This window comes from Brevundimonas sp. FV1ye28, from assembly GCF_058681135.1.
The window spans coordinates 1,111,327-1,136,146 of the sequence record NZ_CM178731.1; the positions used below are offsets into that span (position 1 = coordinate 1,111,327).

The 24,820-nt window shown below is 65.4% G+C and carries 21 protein-coding genes and 1 pseudogene; 11 read left to right on the top strand and 11 right to left on the bottom strand.

Going from position 1 to position 24,820, the window contains the following annotated elements:
* Positions 1 to 92: 92 nt before the first annotated feature.
* A complete protein-coding gene (gene iolG / locus ACW171_RS05560; RefSeq protein ID WP_492096098.1) occupies positions 93 to 1,073 on the bottom strand; it encodes an inositol 2-dehydrogenase in 981 nt (326 codons plus the stop codon).
* Between the two features lie 138 nt (positions 1,074 to 1,211).
* On the opposite strand from iolG, the gene ACW171_RS05565 reads away from it, so the two are divergent.
* The 9 genes from ACW171_RS05565 to ACW171_RS05605 all read left to right on the top strand — a co-directional run bounded on the left by ACW171_RS05565 (position 1,212) and on the right by ACW171_RS05605 (position 12,787).
* Entirely contained in the window at positions 1,212 to 2,084 is an 873-nt protein-coding gene (locus tag ACW171_RS05565) for a MurR/RpiR family transcriptional regulator (protein ID WP_492096099.1), read from the top strand.
* Between the two features lie 108 nt (positions 2,085 to 2,192).
* Complete coding sequence (locus ACW171_RS05570) at positions 2,193 to 4,133, top strand: bifunctional 5-dehydro-2-deoxygluconokinase/5-dehydro-2-deoxyphosphogluconate aldolase (protein WP_492096100.1); 1,941 nt, start codon at positions 2,193 to 2,195, stop codon at positions 4,131 to 4,133.
* Positions 4,130 to 5,965 (top strand): 3D-(3,5/4)-trihydroxycyclohexane-1,2-dione acylhydrolase (decyclizing), encoded by a 1,836-nt coding sequence (gene iolD, locus ACW171_RS05575; RefSeq protein ID WP_492096101.1) that lies wholly within the window; start codon positions 4,130 to 4,132, stop codon positions 5,963 to 5,965. Before ACW171_RS05570 ends, iolD begins: the two co-directional genes overlap by 4 nt.
* The gene (iolE, locus tag ACW171_RS05580) at positions 5,962 to 6,855 is read left to right on the top strand and encodes a myo-inosose-2 dehydratase (protein ID WP_492096102.1); all 894 of its coding nucleotides are present in this window, start codon (positions 5,962 to 5,964) and stop codon (positions 6,853 to 6,855) included. Before iolD ends, iolE begins: the two co-directional genes overlap by 4 nt.
* Positions 6,852 to 7,649, top strand: a complete 798-nt coding sequence (gene iolB, locus ACW171_RS05585; RefSeq protein WP_492096595.1) for a 5-deoxy-glucuronate isomerase — start codon at positions 6,852 to 6,854, stop codon at positions 7,647 to 7,649. The genes iolE and iolB overlap by 4 nt, the downstream gene beginning before the upstream one ends.
* Positions 7,650 to 7,657: 8 nt before the next feature.
* Positions 7,658 to 9,160 (top strand): CoA-acylating methylmalonate-semialdehyde dehydrogenase, encoded by a 1,503-nt coding sequence (locus tag ACW171_RS05590; protein WP_492096103.1) that lies wholly within the window; start codon positions 7,658 to 7,660, stop codon positions 9,158 to 9,160.
* 82 nt (positions 9,161 to 9,242) lie between these two features.
* Entirely contained in the window at positions 9,243 to 10,775 is a 1,533-nt protein-coding gene (locus tag ACW171_RS05595) for an MFS transporter (protein WP_492096104.1), read from the top strand.
* Positions 10,776 to 10,801: 26 nt separating this feature from the next.
* On the top strand, positions 10,802 to 11,914 hold the full coding sequence (bglB, locus tag ACW171_RS05600) for a beta-galactosidase BglB (protein WP_492096105.1): 1,113 nt from the start codon (positions 10,802 to 10,804) through the stop codon (positions 11,912 to 11,914).
* Between the two features lie 81 nt (positions 11,915 to 11,995).
* Positions 11,996 to 12,787: an alpha/beta hydrolase gene (locus ACW171_RS05605; protein WP_492096106.1), complete on the top strand. Its 792-nt coding sequence runs from the start codon at positions 11,996 to 11,998 to the stop codon at positions 12,785 to 12,787.
* 47 nt (positions 12,788 to 12,834) lie between these two features.
* On the opposite strand, the pseudogene ACW171_RS05610 reads toward ACW171_RS05605, so the two are convergent.
* Together ACW171_RS05610 and ACW171_RS05615 are read right to left on the bottom strand one after the other, a co-directional pair.
* Positions 12,835 to 13,035 (bottom strand): annotated as a pseudogene (locus ACW171_RS05610) (DUF2924 domain-containing protein); the annotation flags it as partial.
* 271 nt (positions 13,036 to 13,306) lie between these two features.
* Positions 13,307 to 14,182, bottom strand: a complete 876-nt coding sequence (locus ACW171_RS05615; RefSeq protein ID WP_492096107.1) for a hypothetical protein — start codon at positions 14,180 to 14,182, stop codon at positions 13,307 to 13,309.
* A gap of 88 nt (positions 14,183 to 14,270) precedes the next feature.
* Between ACW171_RS05615 and ACW171_RS05620 the strand changes: the two genes are divergently transcribed.
* Positions 14,271 to 15,569 carry an SLC13 family permease gene (locus ACW171_RS05620; RefSeq protein WP_492096108.1) on the top strand — a complete coding sequence of 433 codons (1,299 nt, stop codon included), beginning with the start codon at positions 14,271 to 14,273 and terminating at the stop codon, positions 15,567 to 15,569.
* Positions 15,570 to 15,594: 25 nt separating this feature from the next.
* Here ACW171_RS05620 and ACW171_RS05625 read toward each other — a convergent pair whose 3' ends face one another.
* From ACW171_RS05625 to ACW171_RS05635, 3 genes are read right to left on the bottom strand one after another with little or no spacing between them, the layout of a single operon-like run.
* On the bottom strand, positions 15,595 to 16,737 hold the full coding sequence (locus ACW171_RS05625) for an osmoprotectant NAGGN system M42 family peptidase (protein ID WP_492096109.1): 1,143 nt from the start codon (positions 16,735 to 16,737) through the stop codon (positions 15,595 to 15,597).
* A gap of 16 nt (positions 16,738 to 16,753) precedes the next feature.
* On the bottom strand, positions 16,754 to 18,523 hold the full coding sequence (gene ngg / locus ACW171_RS05630; protein WP_492096110.1) for an N-acetylglutaminylglutamine synthetase: 1,770 nt from the start codon (positions 18,521 to 18,523) through the stop codon (positions 16,754 to 16,756).
* On the bottom strand, positions 18,513 to 20,288 hold the full coding sequence (locus ACW171_RS05635; RefSeq protein ID WP_492096111.1) for an N-acetylglutaminylglutamine amidotransferase: 1,776 nt from the start codon (positions 20,286 to 20,288) through the stop codon (positions 18,513 to 18,515). The genes ngg and ACW171_RS05635 overlap by 11 nt, the downstream gene beginning before the upstream one ends.
* A 148-nt stretch (positions 20,289 to 20,436) precedes the next feature.
* On the opposite strand from ACW171_RS05635, the gene ACW171_RS05640 reads away from it, so the two are divergent.
* The gene (locus ACW171_RS05640) at positions 20,437 to 20,832 is read left to right on the top strand and encodes a MarR family winged helix-turn-helix transcriptional regulator (protein ID WP_492096112.1); all 396 of its coding nucleotides are present in this window, start codon (positions 20,437 to 20,439) and stop codon (positions 20,830 to 20,832) included.
* A gap of 301 nt (positions 20,833 to 21,133) precedes the next feature.
* Here ACW171_RS05640 and ACW171_RS05645 read toward each other — a convergent pair whose 3' ends face one another.
* The 5 genes from ACW171_RS05645 to ACW171_RS05665 form a co-directional block, all read right to left on the bottom strand.
* Positions 21,134 to 21,616 (bottom strand): hypothetical protein, encoded by a 483-nt coding sequence (locus tag ACW171_RS05645; RefSeq protein ID WP_492096113.1) that lies wholly within the window; start codon positions 21,614 to 21,616, stop codon positions 21,134 to 21,136.
* Between the two features lie 145 nt (positions 21,617 to 21,761).
* Positions 21,762 to 22,307, bottom strand: coding sequence for a hypothetical protein (locus ACW171_RS05650; protein ID WP_492096114.1), 546 nt, complete (start codon positions 22,305 to 22,307; stop codon positions 21,762 to 21,764).
* Between the two features lie 35 nt (positions 22,308 to 22,342).
* Positions 22,343 to 22,660 (bottom strand): hypothetical protein, encoded by a 318-nt coding sequence (locus ACW171_RS05655; protein ID WP_492096115.1) that lies wholly within the window; start codon positions 22,658 to 22,660, stop codon positions 22,343 to 22,345.
* A gap of 203 nt (positions 22,661 to 22,863) precedes the next feature.
* Positions 22,864 to 23,493 carry a surface-adhesin E family protein gene (locus tag ACW171_RS05660; RefSeq protein WP_492096116.1) on the bottom strand — a complete coding sequence of 210 codons (630 nt, stop codon included), beginning with the start codon at positions 23,491 to 23,493 and terminating at the stop codon, positions 22,864 to 22,866.
* A 332-nt stretch (positions 23,494 to 23,825) separates the two neighbouring features.
* The gene (locus ACW171_RS05665; RefSeq protein WP_492096117.1) at positions 23,826 to 24,674 is read right to left on the bottom strand and encodes a surface-adhesin E family protein; all 849 of its coding nucleotides are present in this window, start codon (positions 24,672 to 24,674) and stop codon (positions 23,826 to 23,828) included.
* Positions 24,675 to 24,820: the final 146 nt, after the last annotated feature.

Below are 24,820 nucleotides of genomic sequence, written 5' to 3' on the forward strand. Positions count from 1 at the left end.
TCATTTTTTAGAACGACGCAAAGATCGAATTCCAATTTCGAAAGGCCGCGCCGGGGGCTCGGCACGGCCTTTCAGCACCCTGAATAGAACGGCTACAGACGAACGAGGACGCCCTCGCGTGCGGACTTCTGGGCGGCTTCGGCCAGTTCGAGGGCCGCGATTCCATCGGTCTGGTCGATCAGGGGCGACGCGCCGTCGAGCATGTCGGCGAAGTGGGCGATCTCGCGCACATAGGCGACGGAATACCGATCGAGGAAGAAGTTCTGGAACCGATCGGCCGACGCGCCGCCCTCACCCCAGGTCTCGACCGTGCTTTCCAGCTGGTTCTGGGCGCGGATCATACCTTTGGACCCGTAGGCCTCGATCCGCTGGTCATAGCCGTAGCCGCTGCGGCGGCTGGAGGAGATGACGCAGATCTTGCCCGACGCCGTCTTCAGGATGGTCTTGGCCGTATCGACGTCTCCCGCTTCGCCGATCGCCGGATCGATCAGGACGGAGGCGGTCGAAAAGACTTCGGTCACTGGTTCAGCCAGCAGCCAGCGCGCCATGTCGAAGTCATGGATCACCATGTCCTTGAATATGCCGCCCGAGGTCGCGACGTAGGTCGCCGGCGGTGGCGCCGGGTCGTGGCTGATGATGTGCAGGGTCTCCAACGACCCCACCTCCCCCGCTGCCAGCCTGGTCTGGAGGGCGGCGAAGTTTGTGTCGAAACGCCGGTTGAAGGCGAGGAAGACTTGGGCACCGATCGCGGCCAGTGAGGTGCCAGCGACTCGCGCGCGCTCCAGATCCTGATCCAAAGGCTTTTCGCAGAAGACGACTTTACCCGCCTCAGCGGCCGCCAGACTGTAGTCCAGATGAGTATCGGTCGAGCTGGCGATGACCACGCCATGGATGGCCGGGTCCGCCAGCACCTGATCCATCGTCGCGACCGCGGCCCCGTACTGGCCCGCCAGCTCCGCCGCAGCGCCCGTCGGATCGACGACGCTGACCAGTTTCAACCGAGAGTTAGAGGCGACGTTGGCTGCGTGGATCCGTCCGATCCGCCCGGCCCCGATCAAAGCGATCCCGTGCATGTCCATTCCTTGTAACGAAAATTCTTTATGCCCCTTGGCTGGAACATCGACACCATAACGGCCTCCGCCGGGATGCGCGATAGTTGCGTTCCAAAAATCGAACGGATATTCCGTTTTCTGATCTCATGAGGTGACCGCATGCCGAAAGCGCCTCCAGCGCCCGCCACAGCCGACGAACTGTGCGCGGAAATCGTCCTGCGGTACGAGAGCCTGAGCAAACGGCTCAAGCAGATCGCGCGCTATATTCTCGACGAGCCGAACGACATCGCGTTGGAAACCCTGGCGGTCATTGCGTCACGCTGCGACGTCCAGCCGTCGACCATCGTGCGGTTCGCCAAGAGCTTCGGCTTCGAAGGCGCCAGCCAGATGCAGCGGCTGTTCCGGGACGGCCTGCTCAGCAACAATATGGCGCTGGGCTACTCGGAGCGGGTTCGCCAGCTGAACGAGACCACAAGCAAGGCCACAGCCAAGCCCGCCGACCTTCTGGCCGAGTTCGTCGAAGGCAATATTCTCGCACTCCAGAATCTGCTCCAGACCGTTAGCCGAGCCGAGATTCGCGCCGCCGTGGATTTGATCGCCAAGGCCCATACGGTCCATGTCGTCGGCTTCCGACGCTCGTTCCCCGTGGCCTCCTACCTTGTCTACTCCCTGCTGCAGGCTGGCAAGCGTGCTGTTTTCATTGATGGCGTGGCGGGTCTAGCCATGGCGCAGGTTCAGGCCATCAGCCCCCAGGACCTGCTGATAGCCGTCAGCTATCACCCCTACGCCGCCGAGACCGTCGCCGTCGTCGAGGCCGCTCGCGAGAACGGAGCCAAGGTTCTGGCCATCAGCGACAGCTTGGTCAGCCCGGTCGCCAAGCCCGCCGACCTCGTCCTCCAAACCCGGGAATCAGAGGTGCGGAAATTCCGCTCCCTGTCCGCGTCCATGTGTCTCGCTCAGGCCCTCGTGATCAATTTCGCGTTCGAGGCGTCCAAGGAAAAAAGCCCTCGCAAGCGCACGCCGAAGACCTGAAATACGGAATGGAACTAACCTTCCGCAGCAGCACGTTCTGAAACAGCTATTGCGATACCAGAACGAATGGAATAGTTGTTTTGGACGACGGGGAGTGGTCCAGAACACATGGCCGAACATATCAGCCGATCGGAAAGCCAGCGGAGCCTGGACCTGATCACACTCGGCCGCGCCGGCATCGACCTCTATGGCGAGCAGATCGGCGGACGGCTGGAAGAGATGGCGAGTTTCGCCAAATACGTGGGTGGCAGCCCCACCAACACGGCCGTCGGCGGCGCCCGTCTGGGCCTGAGAACCGCCCTCGTCACCCGCGTGGGTCATGACCATTTCGGTCGCTTTTTGATCGAGGAGCTGGCGCGCGAAGGCGTCGACACCAGCGGCATGATCGTCGACCCGGATCGGCTGACGGCGCTCGCCGTTCTCGGCATCCGCGATCCCGACACCTTCCCCCTGATCTTCTTCCGCGAGAACTGCGCCGACATGGCGCTGACTGCCGACGACGTCGATCCGGCCCTGATCGCCCGCGCCGGCGCCCTGCTCGTCAACGGCACCCACCTGTCCCAGCCCGGCGTCTTCGCCGCTAGCCTCAAGGCGGCCGAACTGATGAAGGCCCAAGGCGGCCGGGTCGTGTTCGACATCGACTATCGCCCGGTCCTCTGGGGCCTCGCCTCGAAGGCCAACGGCGAGGACCGGTTCGTCGCCAGCGCCCGTGTGACCGAGGAACTCCAGCGCATCCTGCCCCTATGCGACCTGATCGTCGGCACCGAGGAGGAGATCCACATTCTGGGCGGCACGACCGACACGGTCGCCGCTCTCCGCGCCATCCGCGCCCGGACCAAGGCCCTGCTGGTCTGCAAGCGCGGCGCGGACGGCTGCGTCGCTTTCCCGGGGGATGTTCCCGATTCCCTGGACGACGGCGTGGTCGGCCGCGGCTTTCCGATCGAGGTGTTCAATGTACTGGGCGCCGGCGACGCTTTCATGGCCGGCTTCCTGCGCGGCTGGCTGCGCGACCTGCCTCTGGAGACCTGCTGCGAGTTCGCCAATGCCTGCGGAGCGCTCGTGGTGTCGCGCCACGGCTGCGCCCCGGCCATGGCATCCTGGGATGAGCTTCAGGTCTTCCTAGCCGGAACCTGGCCCCACCGCCTGCGCGACAGCGCAGAGCTGGAACAGTTGCACTGGTCGTCCAACCGCCATCTCGACCATGACGACCTGACCGTTCTCGCCATCGACCACCGCAGCCAGTTCGAGGACCTGATCGCCGAACTCGGCGTCGGCGATGCGAAGGCCGTCGCCCATTTCAAGAACCTTGCTCTCAAGGCCGTCGACCGCATGGCCCAGGGCGACCGCCGCTATGGCCTTCTGCTAGACGGCCGCTTCGGCGCCCGAGCGCTCGAGGCCGCCGCCGACCTGCCCTACTGGATCGGCCGCCCGATCGAGGAGCCCGGCTCGCGTCCGATCGCCTTCGAAGGCTCCCCAGATGTCGCCGCCACCCTTCGGGAATGGCCGATCAATCACGTCGTCAAATGCCTGGTCTTCTATCACCCGGACGACGACGCCGAGATGCGCGCGCGTCAGGACCGCCAGATCCTGCGCCTGTTCGATGCCTGCCGCGCGACCCGCCACGAGTTCCTGCTGGAGATCATCGCCTCCAAGCATGGGCCGGTGGACAGTGATACGATCGCGCGCGTGATCGATCATGTGTACGACCTGGGCATCTATCCCGACTGGTGGAAGCTCGAACCCACCAGCGACCCACAGGCTTGGGCCGCCAGCCAGGCCGCCGTCCTGCGTCACGATCCACGCTGCCGGGGCATCGTCCTTCTCGGACTGTCCGCGCCGCAGGAAGAGATCCTGGCCGGCATCGCCGCCGCCGCCCCCTTCCCGCTAGTCAAGGGTTTCGCGGTAGGCCGCACCATCTTTCAGGACGTCGCTGCGCGCTGGCTGCGCAAGGAGATCGACGACGACGGCGCGGTCGGTCAATTGACCGCCAACCTCAGCGTCCTCGCCGAAGGCTGGCGCGCCGCTCGTGACGCCAGGGCCGCCGCATGAACCGCACGGTCCGCCTGACCATGGCCCAGGCCCTGGCCCGTTGGATGAGCGTCCAGGGCGTCGAGGTCGATGGAACGATCGTTCCATACTTCGCGGGCGTCTGGGCCATCTTCGGCCACGGCAATGTCGCCGGCATGGGCGAGGCCCTCGCCGCCATGGAGGACAGTCTCCCGACCTTCCGCGCCCATAACGAACAGGGCATGGCCCACGCCGCCATCGCCTTCGCCAAACAGTCGCGCCGTCGCCGCGCCATGGCCTGCACCACCTCGATCGGTCCCGGCGCGACCAACCTGGTCACCGCCGCCGCCCTGGCCCACGTCAACCGCCTGCCGGTCCTGTTCCTGCCCGGCGACATCTACGCATCCCGCCGTCCCGACCCGGTCCTGCAACAGCTCGAGGATTTCGCCGACGCGACCGTCAGCGCCAACGACTGCTTCCGCCCGGTTTCCCGCTATTTCGATCGCATCACGCGGCCGGAGCAGATCCTCGACGCCCTGCCCCGCGCCATGGCGGTGATGACCGATCCGGCCACCTGTGGTCCGGCGACCCTGGCCCTGTGCCAGGACGTCCAGGCCGAGGCCTTCGATTATCCGGAGAGCTTCTTCGAACCCCGCGTCTGGCGCACGCGCCGCCTCCGCCCTGACCAGCAGGAACTCGCCGACCTCGCCGACGCCCTGAAGACCGCCAGAGCCCCGCTGATCGTCGCCGGCGGCGGCGTCCTCTACTCCGAGGCCGAGGCTGTCCTCGCCGACTTCGCCGCCTACACCGGCGTACCGGTTGCGGAGACGCAAGCCGGCAAGGGCGCCCTCGTCTGGGACCATCCCCAGTCACTCGGCTCCATCGGCGTAACGGGAACCAGCGCCGCCAATGCGGCCGCCGAGGCCGCCGACCTGATCGTCGCCATCGGCACGCGGCTTCAGGACTTCACCACCGGTTCACGCACCCTGTTCGCGGGCAAGCGCCTGTTCCAGATCAACGTCGCCCTCCACGACGCCGGCAAGCATGACGCGCACCCCGTCCTCGGCGACGCCCGCGCGGTGATGGAAGAGTTGTCCGAGGCGCTTGGCGACTGGACAGTCCCCACCGCATGGCGTGACGCTTGTTTCTCTGGCGTCACCGAATGGAGCGCCGCCTGGGACCGTGCCACCGCTCCGTCCGACGCCCTGCCTTCAGACGCCCAGGTCATCGGCGCCGTCTGGCGTCAGGCCTCGGAGGATGCCGTCGTCGTCTGTGCAGCGGGCGGCCTGCCCGGAGAGCTGCACAAGCTGTGGCGCTCACATCGCCCCGGCGGCTACCACGTCGAATACGGCTTCTCCTGCATGGGCTACGAGGTCGCGGGCGGGCTGGGCGTCAAGATGGCCGATCCTTCGCGCGACGTCTTCGTCATGGTCGGCGACGGCAGCTATCTGATGCTGAACTCCGAGCTGGCGACCTCCGTCATGCTGGGCGCCAAGATCACCGTCGTCCTGCTCGACAACCGGGGCTACGGCTGCATCAACCGCCTGCAACAGGCGACCGGCGGACGGCCATTCAACAATCTTCTGGACGACGCTCGCCACGACGTGATGCCCGACATCGACTTCGCCGCCCATGCCCGCAGCCTGGGCGCCTCGGCCGAGAAGGTCACGGGCGTCGCCGGGCTGAAACAGGCGCTGGCCCGCGCCGCCGCCAGCGACAAATCCTACGTCATCGTGATCGACACCGATCCGACGATCACCACGCCCGAGGGCGGCTGCTGGTGGGACGTCGCCGTCCCCGAGGTCTCGTACCGCGCCGAGGTCCAGGCCGCCCGCCGCGAATACGAGTTCAAGCTTACCGGAGACGACCGATGACTATCCGCTGGGGGGTCAGCCCCATTGCCTGGGCCAATGACGACATGCCCGAACTGGGCGGCGACACGACTCTGGACGCCCTTCTCACCGACGTGAAGGAGATCGGCTTCGAAGGCGTCGAACTGGGCAACAAGTTTCCGCGCAACGCCGCGACCCTGAAGCCGATCATGGAGAGCTACGGCGTCGATATCATCGGCGGCTGGTATTCCTCGAACCTGCTGGTTCGCGACGCCGAGGCGGAGATAGCCGCCATGGCCGGTCACATGACGCTGCTGAAGGCCATGGGCTCGACAGTCTTCGTCCTGGCCGAAACTTCCAACGCCACCCACGGCGATCGTGACGGCGGTCGGCTCGACACACACCCGATCCTGACCGACGACCAGTGGGCCCTCTTCGGCGAGCGGCTGAACGCGGTGGCGGCCTACGTCAACGAACAGGGCCTGCGCTTCGCCTATCACCACCACCTCGGCACGGCGGTGGAGACCAAGGCCGAACTGGAACGGTTCTTCTCGGTCACCGGCGACCATGTTGGTCTGGTGCTGGACAGCGGCCACGCGACCTATGGCGGCATCGACCCGGTCGAGGTCGTAGAGACCCACCCCGAGCGCGTGAACCACGTCCATTGCAAGGACGTCCGTACCAGCCGCCACAGCGAATTCTACGCCGGCGGCCACAGCTTCCTGAATGGGGTCGTCGGCGGCATGTTCACCACGCCCGGCGACGGCGACTACGACTTCGCCCCGCTGATGCGCGCACTGAAGGGCATGGACTACTCCGGCTGGATCGTCATCGAGGCCGAACAAGACCCGGCCATCGCTGATCCCCGCACCTACAATCAGGCCGGCCTCGACACCCTGAAGCGTCTCGCCGCCGAAGCCGGGCTGATCTGATGTCGCTTCTGGTTCGCCCCCAGACGCCGGATGCGCAAGGCGTCGTTACCGACGTGACCCCTGAGAGCGCCGGCTGGACCTACGTCGGCTTCCGCGTCGTGAAGCTGGCCCCCCGCCAGTCCTACAGCGGCGCCGAGGCCGGCCGCGAAGCCTGCCTCGTCATCCTCTCCGGCAAGGTCTCGGTCGAGGCGGGCAGCGAGGTCCATGCCGATCTGGGCGCACGCCGCGACGTCTTCGATGGCCCGGCGACCTCCGTCTATCTGCCCGCCGACCTGCCCTATGCGATCACGGCCGAGAGCGACGCCGAGATCGCCGTCTGCACCGCCCCCGGCACAGGCGCGGGCGCTGTGCGCGTCCTGCATTCCGACGCCGTCGAGGTGCGTGGTCAGGGGACCAACACCCGCCACGTTCGCAACATCCTGTCCGAAGCCGACGATGTCGCCGAGAGCCTTCTGGTGGTCGAGGTGGTCACTCCTGGCGGCAACTGGTCCAGCTATCCGCCGCACAAGCACGATCGCGACGCTGTCCCGGAAGAGACCCTGCTTGAAGAGACCTACTACCACCGGCTCTCCCCGCCCCAGGGCTTCGCCTTCCAGCGCGTCTACACCGACGCTCGCGACCTCGACGAGACCATGGCGGTGCAGGACGGCGATGTCGTCCTGGTCCCGCGCGGCTACCACCCGGTCGGCGCCCCGCACGGCTACGACCTCTACTATCTCAACGTCATGGCCGGCCCGGTCCGCAAATGGATCTTCCACAACGATCCCGCCCACGACTGGATCGTGAGGCGATAGGCATTCCCATGAGACAGGTTCACCATATCATCGCCGGCGACGCCGCCGGCTCCGCCTCGCGCCACGGCGAGGTCTTCAACCCCAGCCTCGGCGAGGTCCAGGCTCGCGTCAGCCTGGGTGCCGCCGCCGATCTGGAGCGCGCCGTCGCCGCCGCAAGGGCCGCCCAGCCCGGCTGGGCCCGCACCAATCCGCAACGCCGCGCCCGCGTCATGTTCCGCTTCAAAGAGCTGATCGAGGCGAACATGCAGTCGCTGGCCGAACTGCTGTCGTCGGAACACGGCAAGGTCGTCGCCGACGCCAAGGGCGACATCCAGCGCGGCCTCGAGGTCATCGAATTCTCCTGCGGCATCCCCCACGCGCTGAAGGGCGAATACACGCAGGGTGCCGGCCCCGGCATCGACGTCTATTCGATGCGTCAGCCGGTCGGCATCGGCGCCGGCATTACGCCTTTCAACTTCCCGGCCATGATCCCCATGTGGATGTTCGGTCCGGCCATCGCCTGCGGCAACGCCTTCATCCTCAAGCCCTCCGAGCGTGATCCGTCGGTGCCAAACCGCCTGTGCGAACTGATGCTGGAGGCCGGCCTGCCCGAAGGCATCCTCCAGGTCGTGCATGGCGACAAGGAGATGGTCGACGCCATCCTGGATCACCCGGCCATCGGCGCGATCAGCTTCGTCGGCTCCTCCGACATCGCCCAATATGTCTATGCCCGGGGCGCCGCCGCCGGGAAGCGCGTCCAGGCCATGGGCGGGGCCAAGAACCACGGCATCGTCATGCCCGACGCCGATCTGGATCAGGTCGTGTCCGACCTCTGCGGTGCAGCCTTCGGCTCGGCCGGCGAGCGCTGCATGGCCCTGCCTGTCGTCGTGCCGGTCGGCCAGCAGACGGCAGAAGCCCTGCGCGCCAAGCTGATCCCGGCCATCGAGGCCCTGAGCGTCGGCGTCTCCCACGATACGGACGCCCACTATGGGCCCGTCGTCACCGCCGTCCACAAGAAGCGCATCGAGAGCTGGATCCAGACGGGCGTTGACGAGGGTGCCGAACTGGTCATCGACGGCCGCGACTTCACGCTTCAGGGCCACGAGAACGGCTTCTTCGTCGGCCCCTCGCTGTTCGACCACGTTACCCCGACCATGGAATCCTACAAGGAAGAGATCTTCGGCCCCGTGCTCCAGATCGTCCGGGCACCCGACTTCGAAAGCGCCCTCGCCCTCGCCGACGACCATCAGTACGGCAACGGCGTCGCCATCTTCACCCGCAACGGCCATGCGGCGCGCGAGTTCGCCGCCCGCGTCCAGGTCGGGATGGTCGGCATCAACGTGCCCATCCCCGTGCCCGTCGCCTACCACTCCTTCGGCGGGTGGAAGCGGTCCGGCTTCGGCGATCACAACCAGCACGGAATGGAAGGCGTCCGATTCTGGACGCGCATGAAGACCGTGACCCAGCGCTGGCCGGACGGCATGGTCCAGGGCGCCGCAGCCGACGCCTTCGTGATCCCGACCATGAGCTGAGCGTGACGCGCGGCACGCGAGATCGCCGCGCAAGCCAAGAACGACTTCCCCGGCAACGACTGGGGCAGCAGGAGGACCGCCAGTGACCGACCCCATCGCCGCTACGCCTGCGATGCCCACGCATCCGACCCGCCCAGTGCGCTGGTACAACATGGCCGCCTACGGTCTGAACGACATCCTGGGCGGCGGGTCGATGACCGTCATCGGCACATGGATCCTGTTCTTCTACACCACCTTCTGCGGCCTCTCGGTCGCCCAGGCGACGCTGATCTTCGGCGTGGCACGCATCCTCGACGCTGTCGCCAGCCCTGTCATCGGCCACCTGTCGGACAGCATGGGCCGAGGCTGGCTGGCGCGCACCTTCGGGCGGCGGCGCTTCTTCATCCTGGCGGCGATCCCGCTGCTGCCGTCCTTTGCCTTCATGTGGGTGCCTGGCCAGACCTTCTGGTACTACCTGATCACCTACGTCCTGTTCGAGCTGGTCTACGCGATGGAGATCATCCCGTACGAGACCCTCGCCTCGGAAATGGCCACTGATTACAAGACCAAGGCCCAGATGGCCGGAGCACGAATCCTGTGCGGCCAGCTGGCCTCCGCCGGCGCCGCCTTCCTGCCGGGCTGGCTGATCACCCAGCTGGGGCCGGACGATCCCAACACCTACCTCTACATGGGCATCGTCTTCGCCGGCCTGTTCATGGTCGTCGCCGGCCTGCTCTACGCTTTCAGCTGGGAGCGCCGGCGCCCGCCCGAGCTGGAGGAGGCCGAGTTGCGCGCCCGTCCGAGCCTGCTCAGCCACATGGGCTCGCTGTACCGCAACCTGTTCTCGACCCTGCGTATCCGGGCCTTCCGACTGCACCTCGGCATGTATCTCGGCGGCTATATCAGCCAGGACATCTACAACGCCGCCTTCACCTATTTCGTCGTCTTCGCCCTGAGCGGATCGGCAGCCATCGTGGCCGGCCTGGTCGGCGTCACCTCTCTGGTGCAACTGGTCTCGGTGATCATCGCGATCAACTTCGCCATCCGTCTGTCGCCGGCCGCAGCCTATCGCTTCGCGGCCCTCAGCTTTGGCCTCGGCGTGGTGATCTTCATCAGCATGTATCTCGCCGGCTACAACGCCGCCTCGGTCCTGCTGTGGCTGCCGGTCGTAGTGGCGGGCCTAGGTCGCGGTGCCCTCTATTACGTGCCGTGGGCCACCTACAACTACATGGCCGACGTGGACGAGATCGTCACCGGTCGCCGCCGTGAGGGGGCCTTCGCCGGCGTCATGACCTTCGTCCGTAAAATGAGCCAGGCCGGCGCCGTCATCCTAGTCGGTCAGGTCATGGAGGCCGCCGGCTTCGTCTCGGGCGCCGACATCCAGAGTCCCCAGGCCATCTTCGCTATCGTCGCCGTCCTCGGCATCGGCACTCTGGTCGTCCTGATCCTCGGCGTCCTGGTTTCGACCCGGTTCAGGCTCAACCCCGTCAACCACGGCATCCTGCTGGAAGAGATCGAACGCTTCCGCTCCGGCGAACGCACCCCTTCCGACCCGGAACACCAGCGCATCGTCGAGGACCTGTCGGGATGGAAATACGACCGCCTGTGGGGCAACAACCCCGTCGCCCGCCGCTGACCGCCCGCCCTGTTCAGGAGTACCCCATGGCCGCTCTCACCCACCTCGTTCCGCGCGCCCAGGTTACCGACGCCATCGCCCGGCTGATCGACAACCTGATCAATATCACGGACGAGACCGGCGAGTTCCTGATGACGCTCGAGGACGGCCGCGTCATCGACACCAAGGGCTGGAACGACTGGGAATGGACCCACGGCGTAGGCCTGTTCGGCCTGTGGCGGCTGTATGAGCAGACCGGCGACGCCGAGGCGTTCCGGGTCATCACCCAGTGGTTCGCCGACAGGTTCGCGGTCGGCACACCGACCAAGAACATCAACACCATGTCGCCGATGCTGGCCCTGGCCTACCTCTACGAGGAAACGGGCAAACCGTCGTATCGGCCCTATCTGGAAGCTTGGGCCGAGTATTTGGTGGCTAACGATGGTCTGCCGAAGACGGAGGAAGGCGGCTTTCAACACATCACCTATGACACGGTGAACTATCAGCAGCTGTGGGACGACACCCTGATGATGTCGGTCCTGCCCCTGGCAAAGATCGGCCTTCTGCTCGACCGTGCGCACTACGTCGAGGAGGCCAAACGCCAGTACCTGTTGCACATCAAATACCTGACCGACCGCCAGACGGGGCTCTGGTATCACGGCTGGACCTTCGACGGCCGCCACCACTTCGCCGGAGCCCTGTGGGCGCGCGGCAACTGCTGGGTCACCATCGCAATCCCCGAGTTCATCGAGATGCTGGATTTGCAGCCTGGCGATGCGCTTCGGACCTTCCTGATCGACGCGCTCGAACAGCAGGTCGCCACCCTGGCGAAGCATCAGGATGACAGCGGCCTGTGGCACACCCTGCTGCTGGATCCTTCTAGCTATCTGGAAGCCTCCGCGACCGCCGGCTTCGCCTACGGCATCCTGAAGTCGGTGCGAAAGGGCTATCTGCCGCGCAAGTACGAGGCCGTCGGCCTCAAGGCCGTCCAGGCGGTGCTCGACAACATCGCGCCCTCGGGAGAGCTCCAGCAGGTGAGCTTTGGCACGGCGATGGGACACGACATGCAGTTCTACAAAGATATCCCGGTCACCTCGATGCCCTACGGCCAAGCCCTGGCTGTCGTCGCGCTCACCGAGTTTATGCGAACCTATATTTGATACTCGACCACCACCGAGTTCACGAACTCCACGCCCAGCGGGAGACTTCAACTGCCTCGTCACTCTAGCGATGATCCTGTCTTGCCGAGGATCATTCTCCTTAGCCAAGGCGAGCCGAATGTTGCGACGGGCGTTTGCCCCGATCGCGTGTTTGACACAATCTCACGGGCTGAGCTTCATGTGTTCGAGGTTGCAGACGCCCTCGCGGACATCCTCGTCTGCTGCGGTGGGGGATACACACGGCTCTTCTACGACAAGGAAGGCGTGGACGTCGCACGGTGGCTCAACGCTGCAGGGTTTAATGCCTATGTCCTGATCCACCGATTGCCCGGCACGCGCTCGGATGACGGGACGGTAAGAGCCTCGTCAGTCCCTCTGGACGACGCGATTGAAGCCTTGGCGCATCTGGGTCTTGATCGACCATATTTCGTCCTCGGACTGTCGTCCGGCGGGCACCTCGCCGGGGCCGTCGCCTGCAACGCAAAACAGCGACCTCGGGGGTTGCTCATTGCCTACGGTCCGATCAACGCCAACCACCGGAGCTACAAGGCACCTGCCGGCAAGCCCGACTATCCGCCACGGGAGAAGCAGGCTTTCTACGACGCTTGGCCTGTGTTCATCGCGAGCGAGCCTCGCGGCGTTCCGAGCTGTCCGACTTTCCTCGCCTACGCGCTCCATGACCAGTCAGTGCCGGTCGACCACGCCTTGAACGCGATCGCTGCTGGCCGAGATCTGGGCCTCGATCTCGACACCCATATTTTCGGCAAGGCTTGCCACGGCTTCGCTGTTCGCGACCTCAAAGGCTCCGAATCAGACTGGCCCGACTTGGCGGAGCGCTGGATACGACGCAAGCTCAACGAGCGAAGCCTGTAGACCATGCCCTCCTTCAGGGTTTGAAGGTTCGGAAGGGAGGTCGCCTTGAGCCGGGACCGGTCGTCCCGAGTGAGATCGCCGTAGACCGCAGCCTGCACCCTCCAAGCGATGAGATGGCGTACGAGGCGGACTGATCTGAGCTTGGGCGGAGATTCCCATCGCTCTCGCCACTCGTCGCGCAGGGCCGTCAGCGGCATCTTCTCAAGACTAGCCAGGAACGCTTGAAGCTCGTTGTCAGCCGCCGACATCCGACCCTCCCTGTGGTCTGAGGCGGCGACGTTTCCACGCTAAAACATTACAAAACATGAGCTACAAAAGCATTTTTTTGCAGCAACTTAGCGATCATAACTGGAGACGATTTGTCAGATGACTGGGTGCACCTCCACCGGCCGGCAACCCGGGGATCCTTCCAGACCCAACTGAAAGCCCCGGTGCTGTGGAGGGCTTTCAGCGTGGGAATCTCTGCTCCTGACTGATGACGGGCCAGGCGTCGCTTTTCAGACCGCAACGACTGGATCGTCAGCCCGCCCGCCATTCCGTGAGCACGGTGCCACTGGCATCTTCGAAGGCCACCCGATCCATCCGCGCGGCCGCGACACAGACCGGACGCTGATCCGGACCCGACGCTTTGCAGCGGATCGCGCGGCCTCCTGGAAAACCGACGACCCGGCCTTCGAGCACAAGCCGGTAGCCGTCGACGGGCGCAACCAGGGTCTGGCCAGCCTCTGGACGGACGGAGAAGGCGTAGGCGCGCCCGTTTCGCCTTCCCACTCGCGAGCCGTCCGCTTCGAACACCGCAGCGATGCCCAAGGTCTGAGGCGAGGCTGTCGCTCCCACGGTCAGGAGCGGATCTGTCGGCGCAGAAGGACAAGCCTCGGCCGTCATCCAGGGTCGTGGGACCCAGAAACCTTCGACAGCCTCCCATGTCGCCGCCGCGCGCGTACCGAGCGGAGCGGCGATGAGAGCCGAGTCCGTCCAGTCGCCCGGGCTCAGGCTGAGTTGGATGGTTTTGTTGTCGTCCCCCCAGGACCAGCGGGCGATGCCCTGCTCCGCATCGGGCCCGCCTGCTATCGACGGCCCGGAACATCCGAACGGCATACGAACGGTGAAGCTCCGCCCGATCAGGGGATCCGTCGTCACCGCAGTCGCGCCCTCCGCATAGGCAGACGCCGCCCGTGCGGCTGCGTTGATCAGATCGCCGCGACTGAGCGCCGTCTGAGGTTGGGGCGCGGCTGGATTGGTCTTCTCCGCCGCGACAACGGGTGGATCGGCGGGTACGGGCGCGGGCGGCGCGTCCGTCGCTCGGTCGCACTGCACGAGCGGCAAGGCGGCTGCGGACACGAGAGCCGCCGCCAGGATCGACCGGCGACGCGACATCGGAGCGTGACGTGACATCTGAAGACTCTAGCACGAGAAAGCCCGCGAACGCGACTTTGATGCGGCAAGGCTTGACCCGGCGCCGTTGGCGGCGTCAGCAAGGGAGATGGAATTCAATCAGATCGCGGCTCTGGTCGTCCTGGTCGCCGTAGTCGGCGTCCTGATTCACGGGAAGGTCCGATCGGACGTCGCGGCTCTGTCTGCGGCGGCGGCTCTTCTCTTGATGGGCGTCATCCGACCGGTAGAAGTGCAAGGTGCCTTCGCCAGCCCTGCGGTCATCGCCCTCGCCTGTCTGTTCGTCATCGCCTACGCCATCGAGCTTTCAGGTCTGCTGGGTCTCTTGATCCGGCAGGCGACGGCGCTTTGCGCACGCCTCGGCGCCTTCGGGCTTTGGTTCGTCATCGTCCTTTGTGGCGGCGCTTCCGCTTTTCTCAACAACACGCCGATCGTGGTCTTGGCGGCCCCGGTCGTGAAGGACGTCGCCACCTCGCTGAACCTGTCGCCCAAACGGTTTTTGATCCCGCTCAGCTACATCACCATCATGGGCGGCGCCTGCACGCTGATCGGCACCTCGACCAATCTGCTGGTCAACGACATGGCGCGAAACGCCGGCCAGCCGGTTTTCGGCATGTTCGAGATCACGCCCGTGGCCCTGATCGTCGCGGCCGTCGGCGGGCTCTATCTTTTCCTGATCGGCGGTCGTCTGCTGGCGGGTCAGAAGGACGAAGAGACGACCCTTCATGGTCCGCATGAGCAGACGGGCGATGGCCTGATGGGCGATGTCGAACTGTTCGCAGTCGACCGCGCCTTCGACCTGCGCCGGGCCTCGATCTCTCTCGTCGTCTTCACGGGCGTGATCGCCGCCGCCGCCCTGGGAATAGCGCCCATCGCCGCTTCGGCCTTCGCCGGCGCGGTCATCCTCATCCTCTTGCGGGTCATCAGTCCGGAAGAGGCCTATGCGGGATTGCGACCCGAGGTGCTCCTGCTGATCGCCGGCATGGTCGTGGTCGGCCTTGCGATCGAGGTGACCGGACTGGCGGCCTCGGGAACGGCACTGCTGATCGACTTCATTCGGCCGTTCGGTCCGCTCGTCGCTCTCGCCATCCTCTACGGCGTCACCCTGTTCGCGACCGAGTTCCTGTCGAACGCTGCCGTCGCGGTCCTGATCACCCCCGTCGCGGTGGCCCTGGCGGAAAGTCTGGGCGTCGATCCCCGGCCGTTCCTGATCGCGGTCATGATGGCGGCCTCCGCCGCCTTCGCGACGCCGTTCGGATATCAGACCAATGTGCTCGTGTTCCAAGTGGGCAAGTACAAGTACATGGATTTCGTCCGCGTCGGCGTGCCGTTGAACCTGGTCACCTGGATCGCCGGGGTCATCGCCATTCCGGTCTTCTTCCCCTTCTGACACCGATCACCGGCAAGTTCTGGTTTCAGCCCGTCGAAGCCTTTCCATCGGACAGATCGATCGAGGGCTGGTGCGTGAAACCGCGCAGGCCGCCGACCGCCTGGGCGTCGCGGCCGATTTCGACATCGCTCTCGGCATAGGCGACCAGCATCCGCGCGACATCGACCAGTGCGCTTTCGTGGATCCGCTCATAGCCGTGGCTGGCGTCGATCCCGAAGGTGACCAGGGCGGTGCGGATATCTGCGCCCGATTCGAGCGCCGAGGCCGAGTCGGAGCGATAGTAGCGGAACACGTCCTTCTGGTGCGGGATGTCGTGGTCGCGGGCCAGTTGGACCAGCTTGCGCGACAGGTGCCAGTCGAACGGACCGGTCTGATCGGCCATGGCGATGGTGACGCCGAACTCCGACGAATTCTGCCCCGGCGCAGTCGTTCCGTTGTCCACCGTGACCATGGCCGCCACGTCCGGGATGAGCACGGAAGAAGCCCCCAGGCCGACCTCCTCGGCGATGGTGAACAGCCACCAGGTATCGACCGTCGGCATGCGTTCTTCCCGGATCATGCACTCCAGCGCGGCCAGCAAGGCAGCGACACCCGCCTTGTCGTCCAGATGGCGCGAGACGATGAACCCTGTCTCCATAAACTCCGGCTGGGGGTCGATGGCGACGATGTCGCCGACGTCGACGCCGAGGGCCAGGGTGGCGTCCCGGTCGTGAGTCACCGCATCGATCCGAAGTTCGACCTGACGCCAGTTCACCGGCTGGGTGTCCACCTCTTCATTGAAGGTGTGGCCCGAGGCCTTCAGAGGCAGGATCGTCCCGCGCCAGGTTCCGCCTTCGGAGAAGATCGTCGCTCGCGCCCCTTCCGCGAAGCGCGAGGACCAGTTGCCGATGGGGACGAGTTCGAGCCGTCCGGTGTCCTTGACCGCCTTCACCTGCGCGCCCAGCGTATCGACGTGGGCGACGATGGCGCGGGCCGGCTTGGGCGCTCGGCCCGGCAGCCGGGCACGGATGGCGCCCCGTCGGGTCAGCTCATAGTCCATGCCCAGCCGATCCAGTTCGCGGCACAGCATCCAGACGGCCTCGTCGGTGTAGCCGGTGGGGCTGGGCGTGTTCAGCAGGTCGGCCAGACGGGCCTTCAGATAGTCGAGATCGATCGTGGGGCGGGCCAAGGGGCCTCCTTCAGGCTTAGGAGCGCGGGACGGAACGCGCGGCGGTCGGCGCCGACAAGGGGAACAGCAGATCGACAAAACGCTCCGCCGTCGGTTGAGGTTCGTGGTTGGCCAGGCCCGGACGCTCGTTGGCTTCGATGAAGGCGTACTCGGCTTCACGCGGAGACCGGACCATCAGATCGATGCCGGTCACCGGAATATCGATGGCCCGGGCGGCGGCGATGGCGGCGCGGATCAGCGTCGGATGCACCTCCTCAGTGACGTCGTGAATCGTGCCTCCCAAGTGGAGGTTGGCGGCCTTGCGCACCAGAATCTCCGCCCCGTCTGGAGCTACGTCTTCCAGCTTGTATCCAGCCTCGGCCAGAGTCCGTTCCGTCTCGGCGTCGATGGGGATGGTCGATTCACCATCGGTGGCGGCGGCCCGACGACGGCTCTGATGCTCGATCAGCGCGCGCAAGGTCGAACGGCCATCGCCGACGACGCGCGGCGGACGCCGCAGGGCGCAGGCGACGACCTTGTAGTCGATCACGACCAGCCGCAGATCCTCGCCCTGAACCTGTTCCTCGATCAGCACCTCGGGACAGATTCGGCGGGCCCGGTTCAGGGCGGTCTGCACCTCGCTCATGGTCTTCAGCCCGACTGCGACACCCTGGCCCTGCTCGCCACGAGCGGGCTTGACGACGAGGCTGCCGTGGGCCTCCAGCCCCGCGTCGATCGAGGACGGCTCGTCCGGGTCGAAACGCGCGGGCACACGAACGCCGGCCGCCTCGACGATACGGCGGGTCATCCGCTTGTCGTCGCAGATGCTCAGGGCCACGGCGGACGTCAGTTCCGACAGGCTTTCACGACACCGCACGGTGCGGCCGCCCCAGTTCAGCCGGAACAGCCCACCTTCCGCGTCGACGATCTCGGTATGGATGCCCCGGCGGCGCGCTTCGTTGACGATGATACGGGCATAGGGATTCAGGTCGTGATCGTCGGTCGGCCCGACGAACAGCGCCTCGTTGATCGGGTTCTTGCGTTTCACCCCGAAGAACGAGACCCGGCGGAAGCCGAGCTTTTCGTACAGGGCGATGGCCTGTTCGTTGTCGTGCATGACCGACAGATCCATGTGGGCGAGGCCCTGGGTCTTGAAATGCTCCGCCAGGCGACGGACCAGGGCTTCGCCAACCCCCGGCTGGGTCGCCTGAGGATCGACGGCGAGGCACCAGAGGGACGAGCCGCACTCGGGGTCGGCGAAGGCGCGCAGATGATTGACGCCGGTGACGGTGCCGATGACCCGACCCGTCGCCGTGTCCTCCGCCACGAAATAGGTCAGGGTACGGTCGTCGCGACGCGACCAGAAGAACTCAGGCGGAACCGGCACCATCTTGCGTTTGGCGTAGATGTCGTTGACAGCCTGGGCGTCCATCTCCGAGGTCAGGCGGCGCACGGTGAAGCCGCGCGGCTGGCGGCGACTGGCGCGATAGGTCGCCAGCTCCAGCCGGAAGGTGTCCGACGGATCCAGAAACAGTTCCTGGGGCGCCGAAGCCAGCAGGACGTGCGGCTTGCGCACATAGAAGGCGATGTCGCGCCGGTCGGGTCCCTCCGCGCGCAGGGCTTCGACCAGCGGCTCGGGCGTGTCGAACGTCTGGGCGAACAGCAGCCGGCCCCAGCCACAGTCCAGCACCGCGTCCGGCGTCGGACCACCGCCGTCCTGCCCCTGGACCGGCGGCTTCAGCCCTTCATGGCGCAAGCGTTTGAGCCGATGGGCCTTCGACCGTTCGGGCCGGATGTCAGACGCCATGGTTCTGCATCCACATCTCGAGGACGGCGACCTGCCAGAGCTCGGAGCCGCGCAGCGGCGTGATGTGCTCGGTCGGATTGGCGAACAGGGTGTCCAGATAGGTCTTGTCGAACAGGCCGCGATCGCGCGCCGCCTGATTGGTCAGGGCCTCGCGCACCATTTCCAGATACGGTCCCTGGATGTATTTCAGGGCGGGCACGGGGAAGTATCCCTTCTTGCGGTCGATCACTTCGGACGGGACCACCAGGCGGGCGGCCTCCTTCAGAACGCCCTTGCCGCCTTGGGATAGCTTGTGCTCGGGCGGGATACGGCCGGCCAGTTCAACCAGTTCGTGGTCGAGGAAGGGCACGCGCGCCTCCAGACCCCAGGCCATGGTCATGTTGTCCACGCGCTTTACGGGATCGTCGACCAGCATCACCTGGCTGTCGAGGCGGAGGGCCTGATCGACAGGGGTCGCGGCGCGCCCTTGCGCGAAATGGGCCTCGACCAGGGCGCGACTGACGTCGGTGTCGGCCATGTAGGCACCGTTCAACTGGGTCTTCAACGTCGCGTGGCTGCGGTCGAAGAAGGCCTTGGCGTAGGTCTCAACAGGATCGGTCGCGCCCAGCATCGGCGGATACCAATGGTAGCCGGCGAACACCTCGTCGGCGCCCTGGCCCGACTGGACCACCTTGATGTGCTTCGAGACTTCCTGGCTCAGCAGATAGAAGCCGACATTGTCATAGCTGACCATCGGCTCCGACATCGCGCCGATGGTGCCCGGCAGGGCCTCCATCAGCCGCTGGTGCGGCACGAAAATCTGGTGGTGTTTGGTCCCATAATGTTTGGCGATCAGATCCGAATAGACGAACTCGTCGCCCTTCTCGCCGTTGGCCTCCTCGAAGCCGACGGAGAAGGTCATCAGATCCTTCTGACCCAGTTCGGCCAATAGGCCGACGATCAGGCTGGAATCCACACCGCCCGACAGAAGGACGCCGACCGGCACGTCGGCGACCATGCGGCGCTTCACCGCTTCACGCAGACTGTCCAGAACCCGGTCGCGCCAGTCCTCAGCGCTCAGGCCCGCATCTTCGGCATGGCGCGTCATGTCGGGCTGCCAGTAGAGCGTGTCCTTCGCCGTGCCGTCCGCCTCGATCACCCGAATGGTCGCCGGCGGGAACTTCTTCACGCCCTTGAGGATGGTGTGCGGCGGCGGCACCACGGCGTGGAAGGTCATATAGTGGTGCAGGCCGACCGGATCGATGGTCTTGTCCACATCGCCCGCCGCCAGCAGGGCCGGCAGGGTCGAGGCGAAACGCAGGCGCTTGCCCTGTTCGGCCAGATACAGCGGCTTGATGCCGAACCGGTCGCGGGCGATCACGGTGCGGCCGGTGTCGCGTTCATGCAGAACGAAGGCGAACATGCCCTTGAACCGCTCGACGCAGGCCTCGCCCCAGGCCTTCCAGGCCTTGATGATGACCTCGGTGTCGCCGTGCGAGAAGAAGCGGAACCCCATCCCCTGCAGCTCTTCGCGCAGTTCAGGATAGTTGTAGATGCAGCCGTTGAAGGCCAGGGTCACGCCCAGGTCGGCATCCACCATCGGCTGCTGCGCGGCCTCGGAAAGGTCGATGATCTTCAGCCGTCTATGGCCTAGTCCGACTGGCCCCCGCATCACGATGCCCGACCCATCCGGTCCCCGAGGCGAGAGCGCATCCGTCATGCGTTGAACAGCCCCGGCATCGGCCGGTCGTCCGTCGAAGTTGATCTCGCCGCTCAGACCGCACATGGGCCCTCCTTGATTTGTAGAAGCAGCGTGTACAAATGGTTAGTGTACGAAAGAGTTCAACCCAATGACTGATATTTGTCCGGCGCCGAACCCGAATCCAACGGATTCCCTTGTGCGATCGGTTCGGCGGATCGCACAGGCGATCGATGTGCGGTCTCGCGAGATCGCGCGCCTGACGGGTCTCACCCTGCCCCAGCTCCTGGTCCTGCAGTCGATCCGCGGCCTGGGCGAAGTCAGCACCAGCGCCATCTCCCGCGACGTCTCAATGTCACCGCCCACGGTGGTCGCCGTGCTGGACAGGCTGGAGGCGCACGGCATGGTCGTCCGCTATCGATCGATGACGGATCGTCGGATCGTTCATGCCCGCTTGACCGATCAGGGACGCGAGGCATTGACGACCGCGCCCGGCCTGCTCCGCGCCGACGCGCTTTCGCGCTGGTCCGCTCTACCCCTGGACGAGAAGCAAGCCCTCGCGGACGCGATGGAGATGTTGTCGGCCCTCATGACCGTGGAGGCTCCGACCCGCGAAACCGGGTCGGTTTAAGGAGACTCAATCCTTTGGCGGCCATCGTCATCGGGAGAAACGTTTTGGGGGTCCGGTCAGTGCCGGCGGACCAAGGCTTGGCGCCTATTATTCGATCGCCTCCATTGCCGTCAGCGGCACTGACAGCAGAATCTCCATATCGTCAAACATACGGGCTTCAGCGCGGTTGAAGCTCCTCCGACAGAACCAGCGCACGGCGGATGGCCGGGTGGCGGGCCCAGATCGAGGTTTAGCGCCGAAATCCACATTGGTGGTGATAGCAGGCGGTTCGCATCCCACCGACTGCAGGTAACCGCATTCATCACGGCTCGGGCTGAACGCGGAAAGCGATCGAATGGCCGTCGGGCGTCGAAGCCAGGGTGACAAATCTGCCGGCCTGCCCGGGTGCCCAGGACGTAGTGACCGTCCCGGCTTGATGCTCGCCGTAAGAGTAACTCTGTGGATACAGGTGACCGGATACGGTTTCGAACAGGGCAGACGTCAACGGCATGACTGGTCTGGATGCTCGCACATCGCACTGCATCAATCCGCCGTCGGCCTCCACCTCAATCCATGCCGCCGGATTTGTGGGGTCCGTCCATCGCTGGACCCTGAAGTCATCTGTGACGAGAAAGCCAAGCTGATCGCCGTGATACTGGATGCTGTCGTCCAGTTGTTGTCTGACGAAGTGCGCGCAAAGGTCGAGGGCGTGGCGGAGCTGGGTTTCTGTGCGGGAAGGCGTCTCGGCGCAGGCTGCGGCCGTCCAGGTGAGCACAATGACTCTGATCAGGATCCCTGAGCTCATGATCGCCAGTTCCTCGCAGTGTTCAAAAACCACACCGACGCCTGGCCGTTGCCAAGGGCGTCGCTGGCGAGGGCGGGTGCAGCGTGTTGCTTCAATTTTGGCCGGAATGAAACATGGCGTTCACCTGACAGCGCCGTACCCATGGTCAATTGGCGGCGCCGAAGCAGGCCTCCATCGTGGCCACGACCGCGGCGGTCGTGTCTTCGGGGAGGAAGACGAAGTTCGCGCCCACGATTTGTCCGTCAAAGCTGGAGGCCCTGACCTGCAATGCCCTGGCTTCAACGAGCCGCCGCAACAGGGCGGAGAGATCGACCATCGACCAACTGTAGGCGGTGCCTTCAACGACTCTGCCGTCGCCACCGTTGCTGGACCAGGACTGCGTCAGGGAGGCCCCCTCTCGGAAGGCGAACGTCAGAAGGGGTGTTGGTCTGAACGAAAGGCTCCGACCGGAAACACGAAAGAGCCCCTCCAGCCTGTCGACCTCATCGCTCTGACACCGAAAGGTGAGGCTCGCCTGCCAACCCTTACCCCCGGTCTGATTCTGGCGGGTGTCGAGAACGACGCGGGTCGGCCCTTCCGCCGTATCGACGATCCGGGACAGGGTCCAGCGACCAAAGTTCTCTTCGGTTCGGGACTGCGCCCCGGCCAAGCCCGGAAAGCCGAGGAGCAATCCAGCGAGCAGATACCGCACCAGCATCCGTCTTTGCACCGGAGCCGCGACCTGGATCAGCGGACGTAGACCTTGGCGCCCGCGCGGCATGCGGCTGCGGTGCAGGCCGTCATCGCGACTTCCACCGTATGGGGGCCTGAAGTCGTGGCGACGAATCCAAATGTCGGAAGCTGGTCGGGCAGGACGTCGGACCCGATTGAGGAGGAACCGGAAAACACCTCGATATCCAGATTTGTACAATTTTCCGCGCAAAGCCCCACGACGATGTACACAGCCCCTGCGCGGGCGTTGAAGGTAAAGCGGGATCGGCGCCCCTCGGCCAGGTCGACCCGGTGGCTTTCGATCGCGGACAACTCCGGCTGCCGCCGCTCCATCTCGTGAAGGTGTCCGTCAGCCAGGCGTCGCCCTCAGGATCCGCGCGGGGCGCCGCCACCGTCGCACCGGCGCCGAGCGCGATCGCGGCGGCGAAGACGCCGCATGCGCCGAACAGGGACCGAACCCAAGGGGCCTGATCGGGGTTGGAAATCGTCATCTTGTTTGTCCGTGTTGAGAGCCTGTGGCGCTGTTCCGTTTCGCTTCAGCGCACCGCGTCGGGTCGGCGGAAATCATTCGCGATCGCTTCCGGCGAACGGCCCAGAACCTCGCCGGTCGGCACCTGCCCCCGGCAGCCGACGTTGAACATCTCCGCGCTCGGACTGCCCGGAGGGATCGGCCCCCAGCTTCCCCCGCCAGGTATCTCGCCCATGAAACGTCCGGTCGCGTCATAGCCCTTGCCCGAGCCGGCCCGGAACGTCCCGGAGGCGCAGTTGAACTCATGGGCAACCACCATATGCGAAACCTGTGTCTCGGCGAGGGCTTCGGCGTCCTGAGCGAGGATGCTGGTGACATGGGCGATATCGCCGACGCGACGGATGGAGCCGTGCTCCATGAACAGGAGGTCCGACCCGGGCCTCGACAGCAAGGTGTAACGACCCTGTGGCGTCGGCAGGCCCGGGCTCTCGACGCCCCCGGCGGAAACGTTCCCTTGTGATGGGCGCGGGGCAGTCTGCTGGCGCGAGCCGACCTCGGACACCCTGACGCTGTAGGCGCCGGTTTGACGGGCGAGCAGGCTGTTGACGCGGATCGTCCGCGTTACGCCGTCGCCATCGACCGTCAGCCTCGCACGGTTTCCGCCGCCACTGGCTACATTGCTCTGGTGCAACGTCATGCTGCCGCACTCACCCGTTCCGATCGACAGATAGCTGTGGAAAGCCTCCGACGTCTGGTCGATCTGGATCGTTTGACCTCGCCGGGTCTGCAGGGTGAAGCAATCGTAGTGGCTGTTGTCGTCGAGCGTGGGATCCGACGCCGAAAGCTCACCCTCGATCGTCTGTCCGGCGCGGACGGGCGTCTGTGCCGCCGCCTAACTGGCGCTGAAGGAGATCACGGCCGCGACCGCGCATAGGCCGAGGGCAGAGCGAACCATTTGGACCGGGCGGAGAGCGGGCGTCTGCACTGTGATTCACCAAGGTTGAGAGGGTTGATACGGCTCGTGTCGTTTCAGCGCGCCACGGCCGATTGACGGAAGTCGTTCGCGATCGTCTCCGGCGAACCGCCGAGAACCTCGCCGGTCGGCGCCTGCCCTCGGCAGGCCACGTTGAACATCTGCGCGCTCGGGCTGTTCGGGGCGATCGGGCCCCAGGTCACCGTGCGCGGGGACTCGTCCACCACAGCGCCGTTCGGACGATAGAATCGGCTGGAGAAAGCGCGGGACGTCTCTGACTCGGAGTTGAACTCGTAGGCCAGATCGAGATGCGAGATCAGATTCTCGGCCAATCCTTCCGCATCCAGGGCTTGGAAGAGCGTGACATGGGCGATGGGGCCGATGCGCTGGATCGAGCCGAGATCCATGAACAGCAGCTCGGAGTCTCGCCGCAACAACGAATGGTAGGACCCTTGTGATGCCCGCCCACCCGGGTTCGCCGGCCGACCGGCGGAACCTCCCGCTTGCGCCCCGACCTCGAACACCCTCAGGCCGTAGGCTCCGGTCTGACCGCCGCTCAGGCTGTTGGCGCGAATGGTCAGCATTGTGCCGTCACCTTCTAGCGTCAGCCGCGCATTCTGCCCTTCACCACCGTCGTCGTCGCTCTGGAGCAGGGCCATGCTGCGGCACTCGCCCGTTCCGACCTGCAGATAGCTGTCGAAAGCTTCCGAAATCTGGTCGATCTGGATGGTTTGACCTCGCCGGGTCTGCAGGGTGAAGCAATCATAGTGGCTGCCGTCCTCGAGAACCGGATCCGACGCCGAAAGCTGCCCTTCGATCGTCTGTCCGGGACGAACGGGCGTCTGAGCGGCGGCAGGGCTCGCAACCAAGATCGCCGCCAGAAGCAGGGTGTACGTGCGTATCATCAGACAATTTCCGTATCGGTGAGGGGCCGGTAATGCGGGGCGGCGCGCATTCAGCCAGACAGGGCGAATCAACCGCGCGATTCTTGACCAGAGACCCTGCAAAATCCGGGACCAGTCTCGCCGCTGACCGGCTCATGGAGGCGACG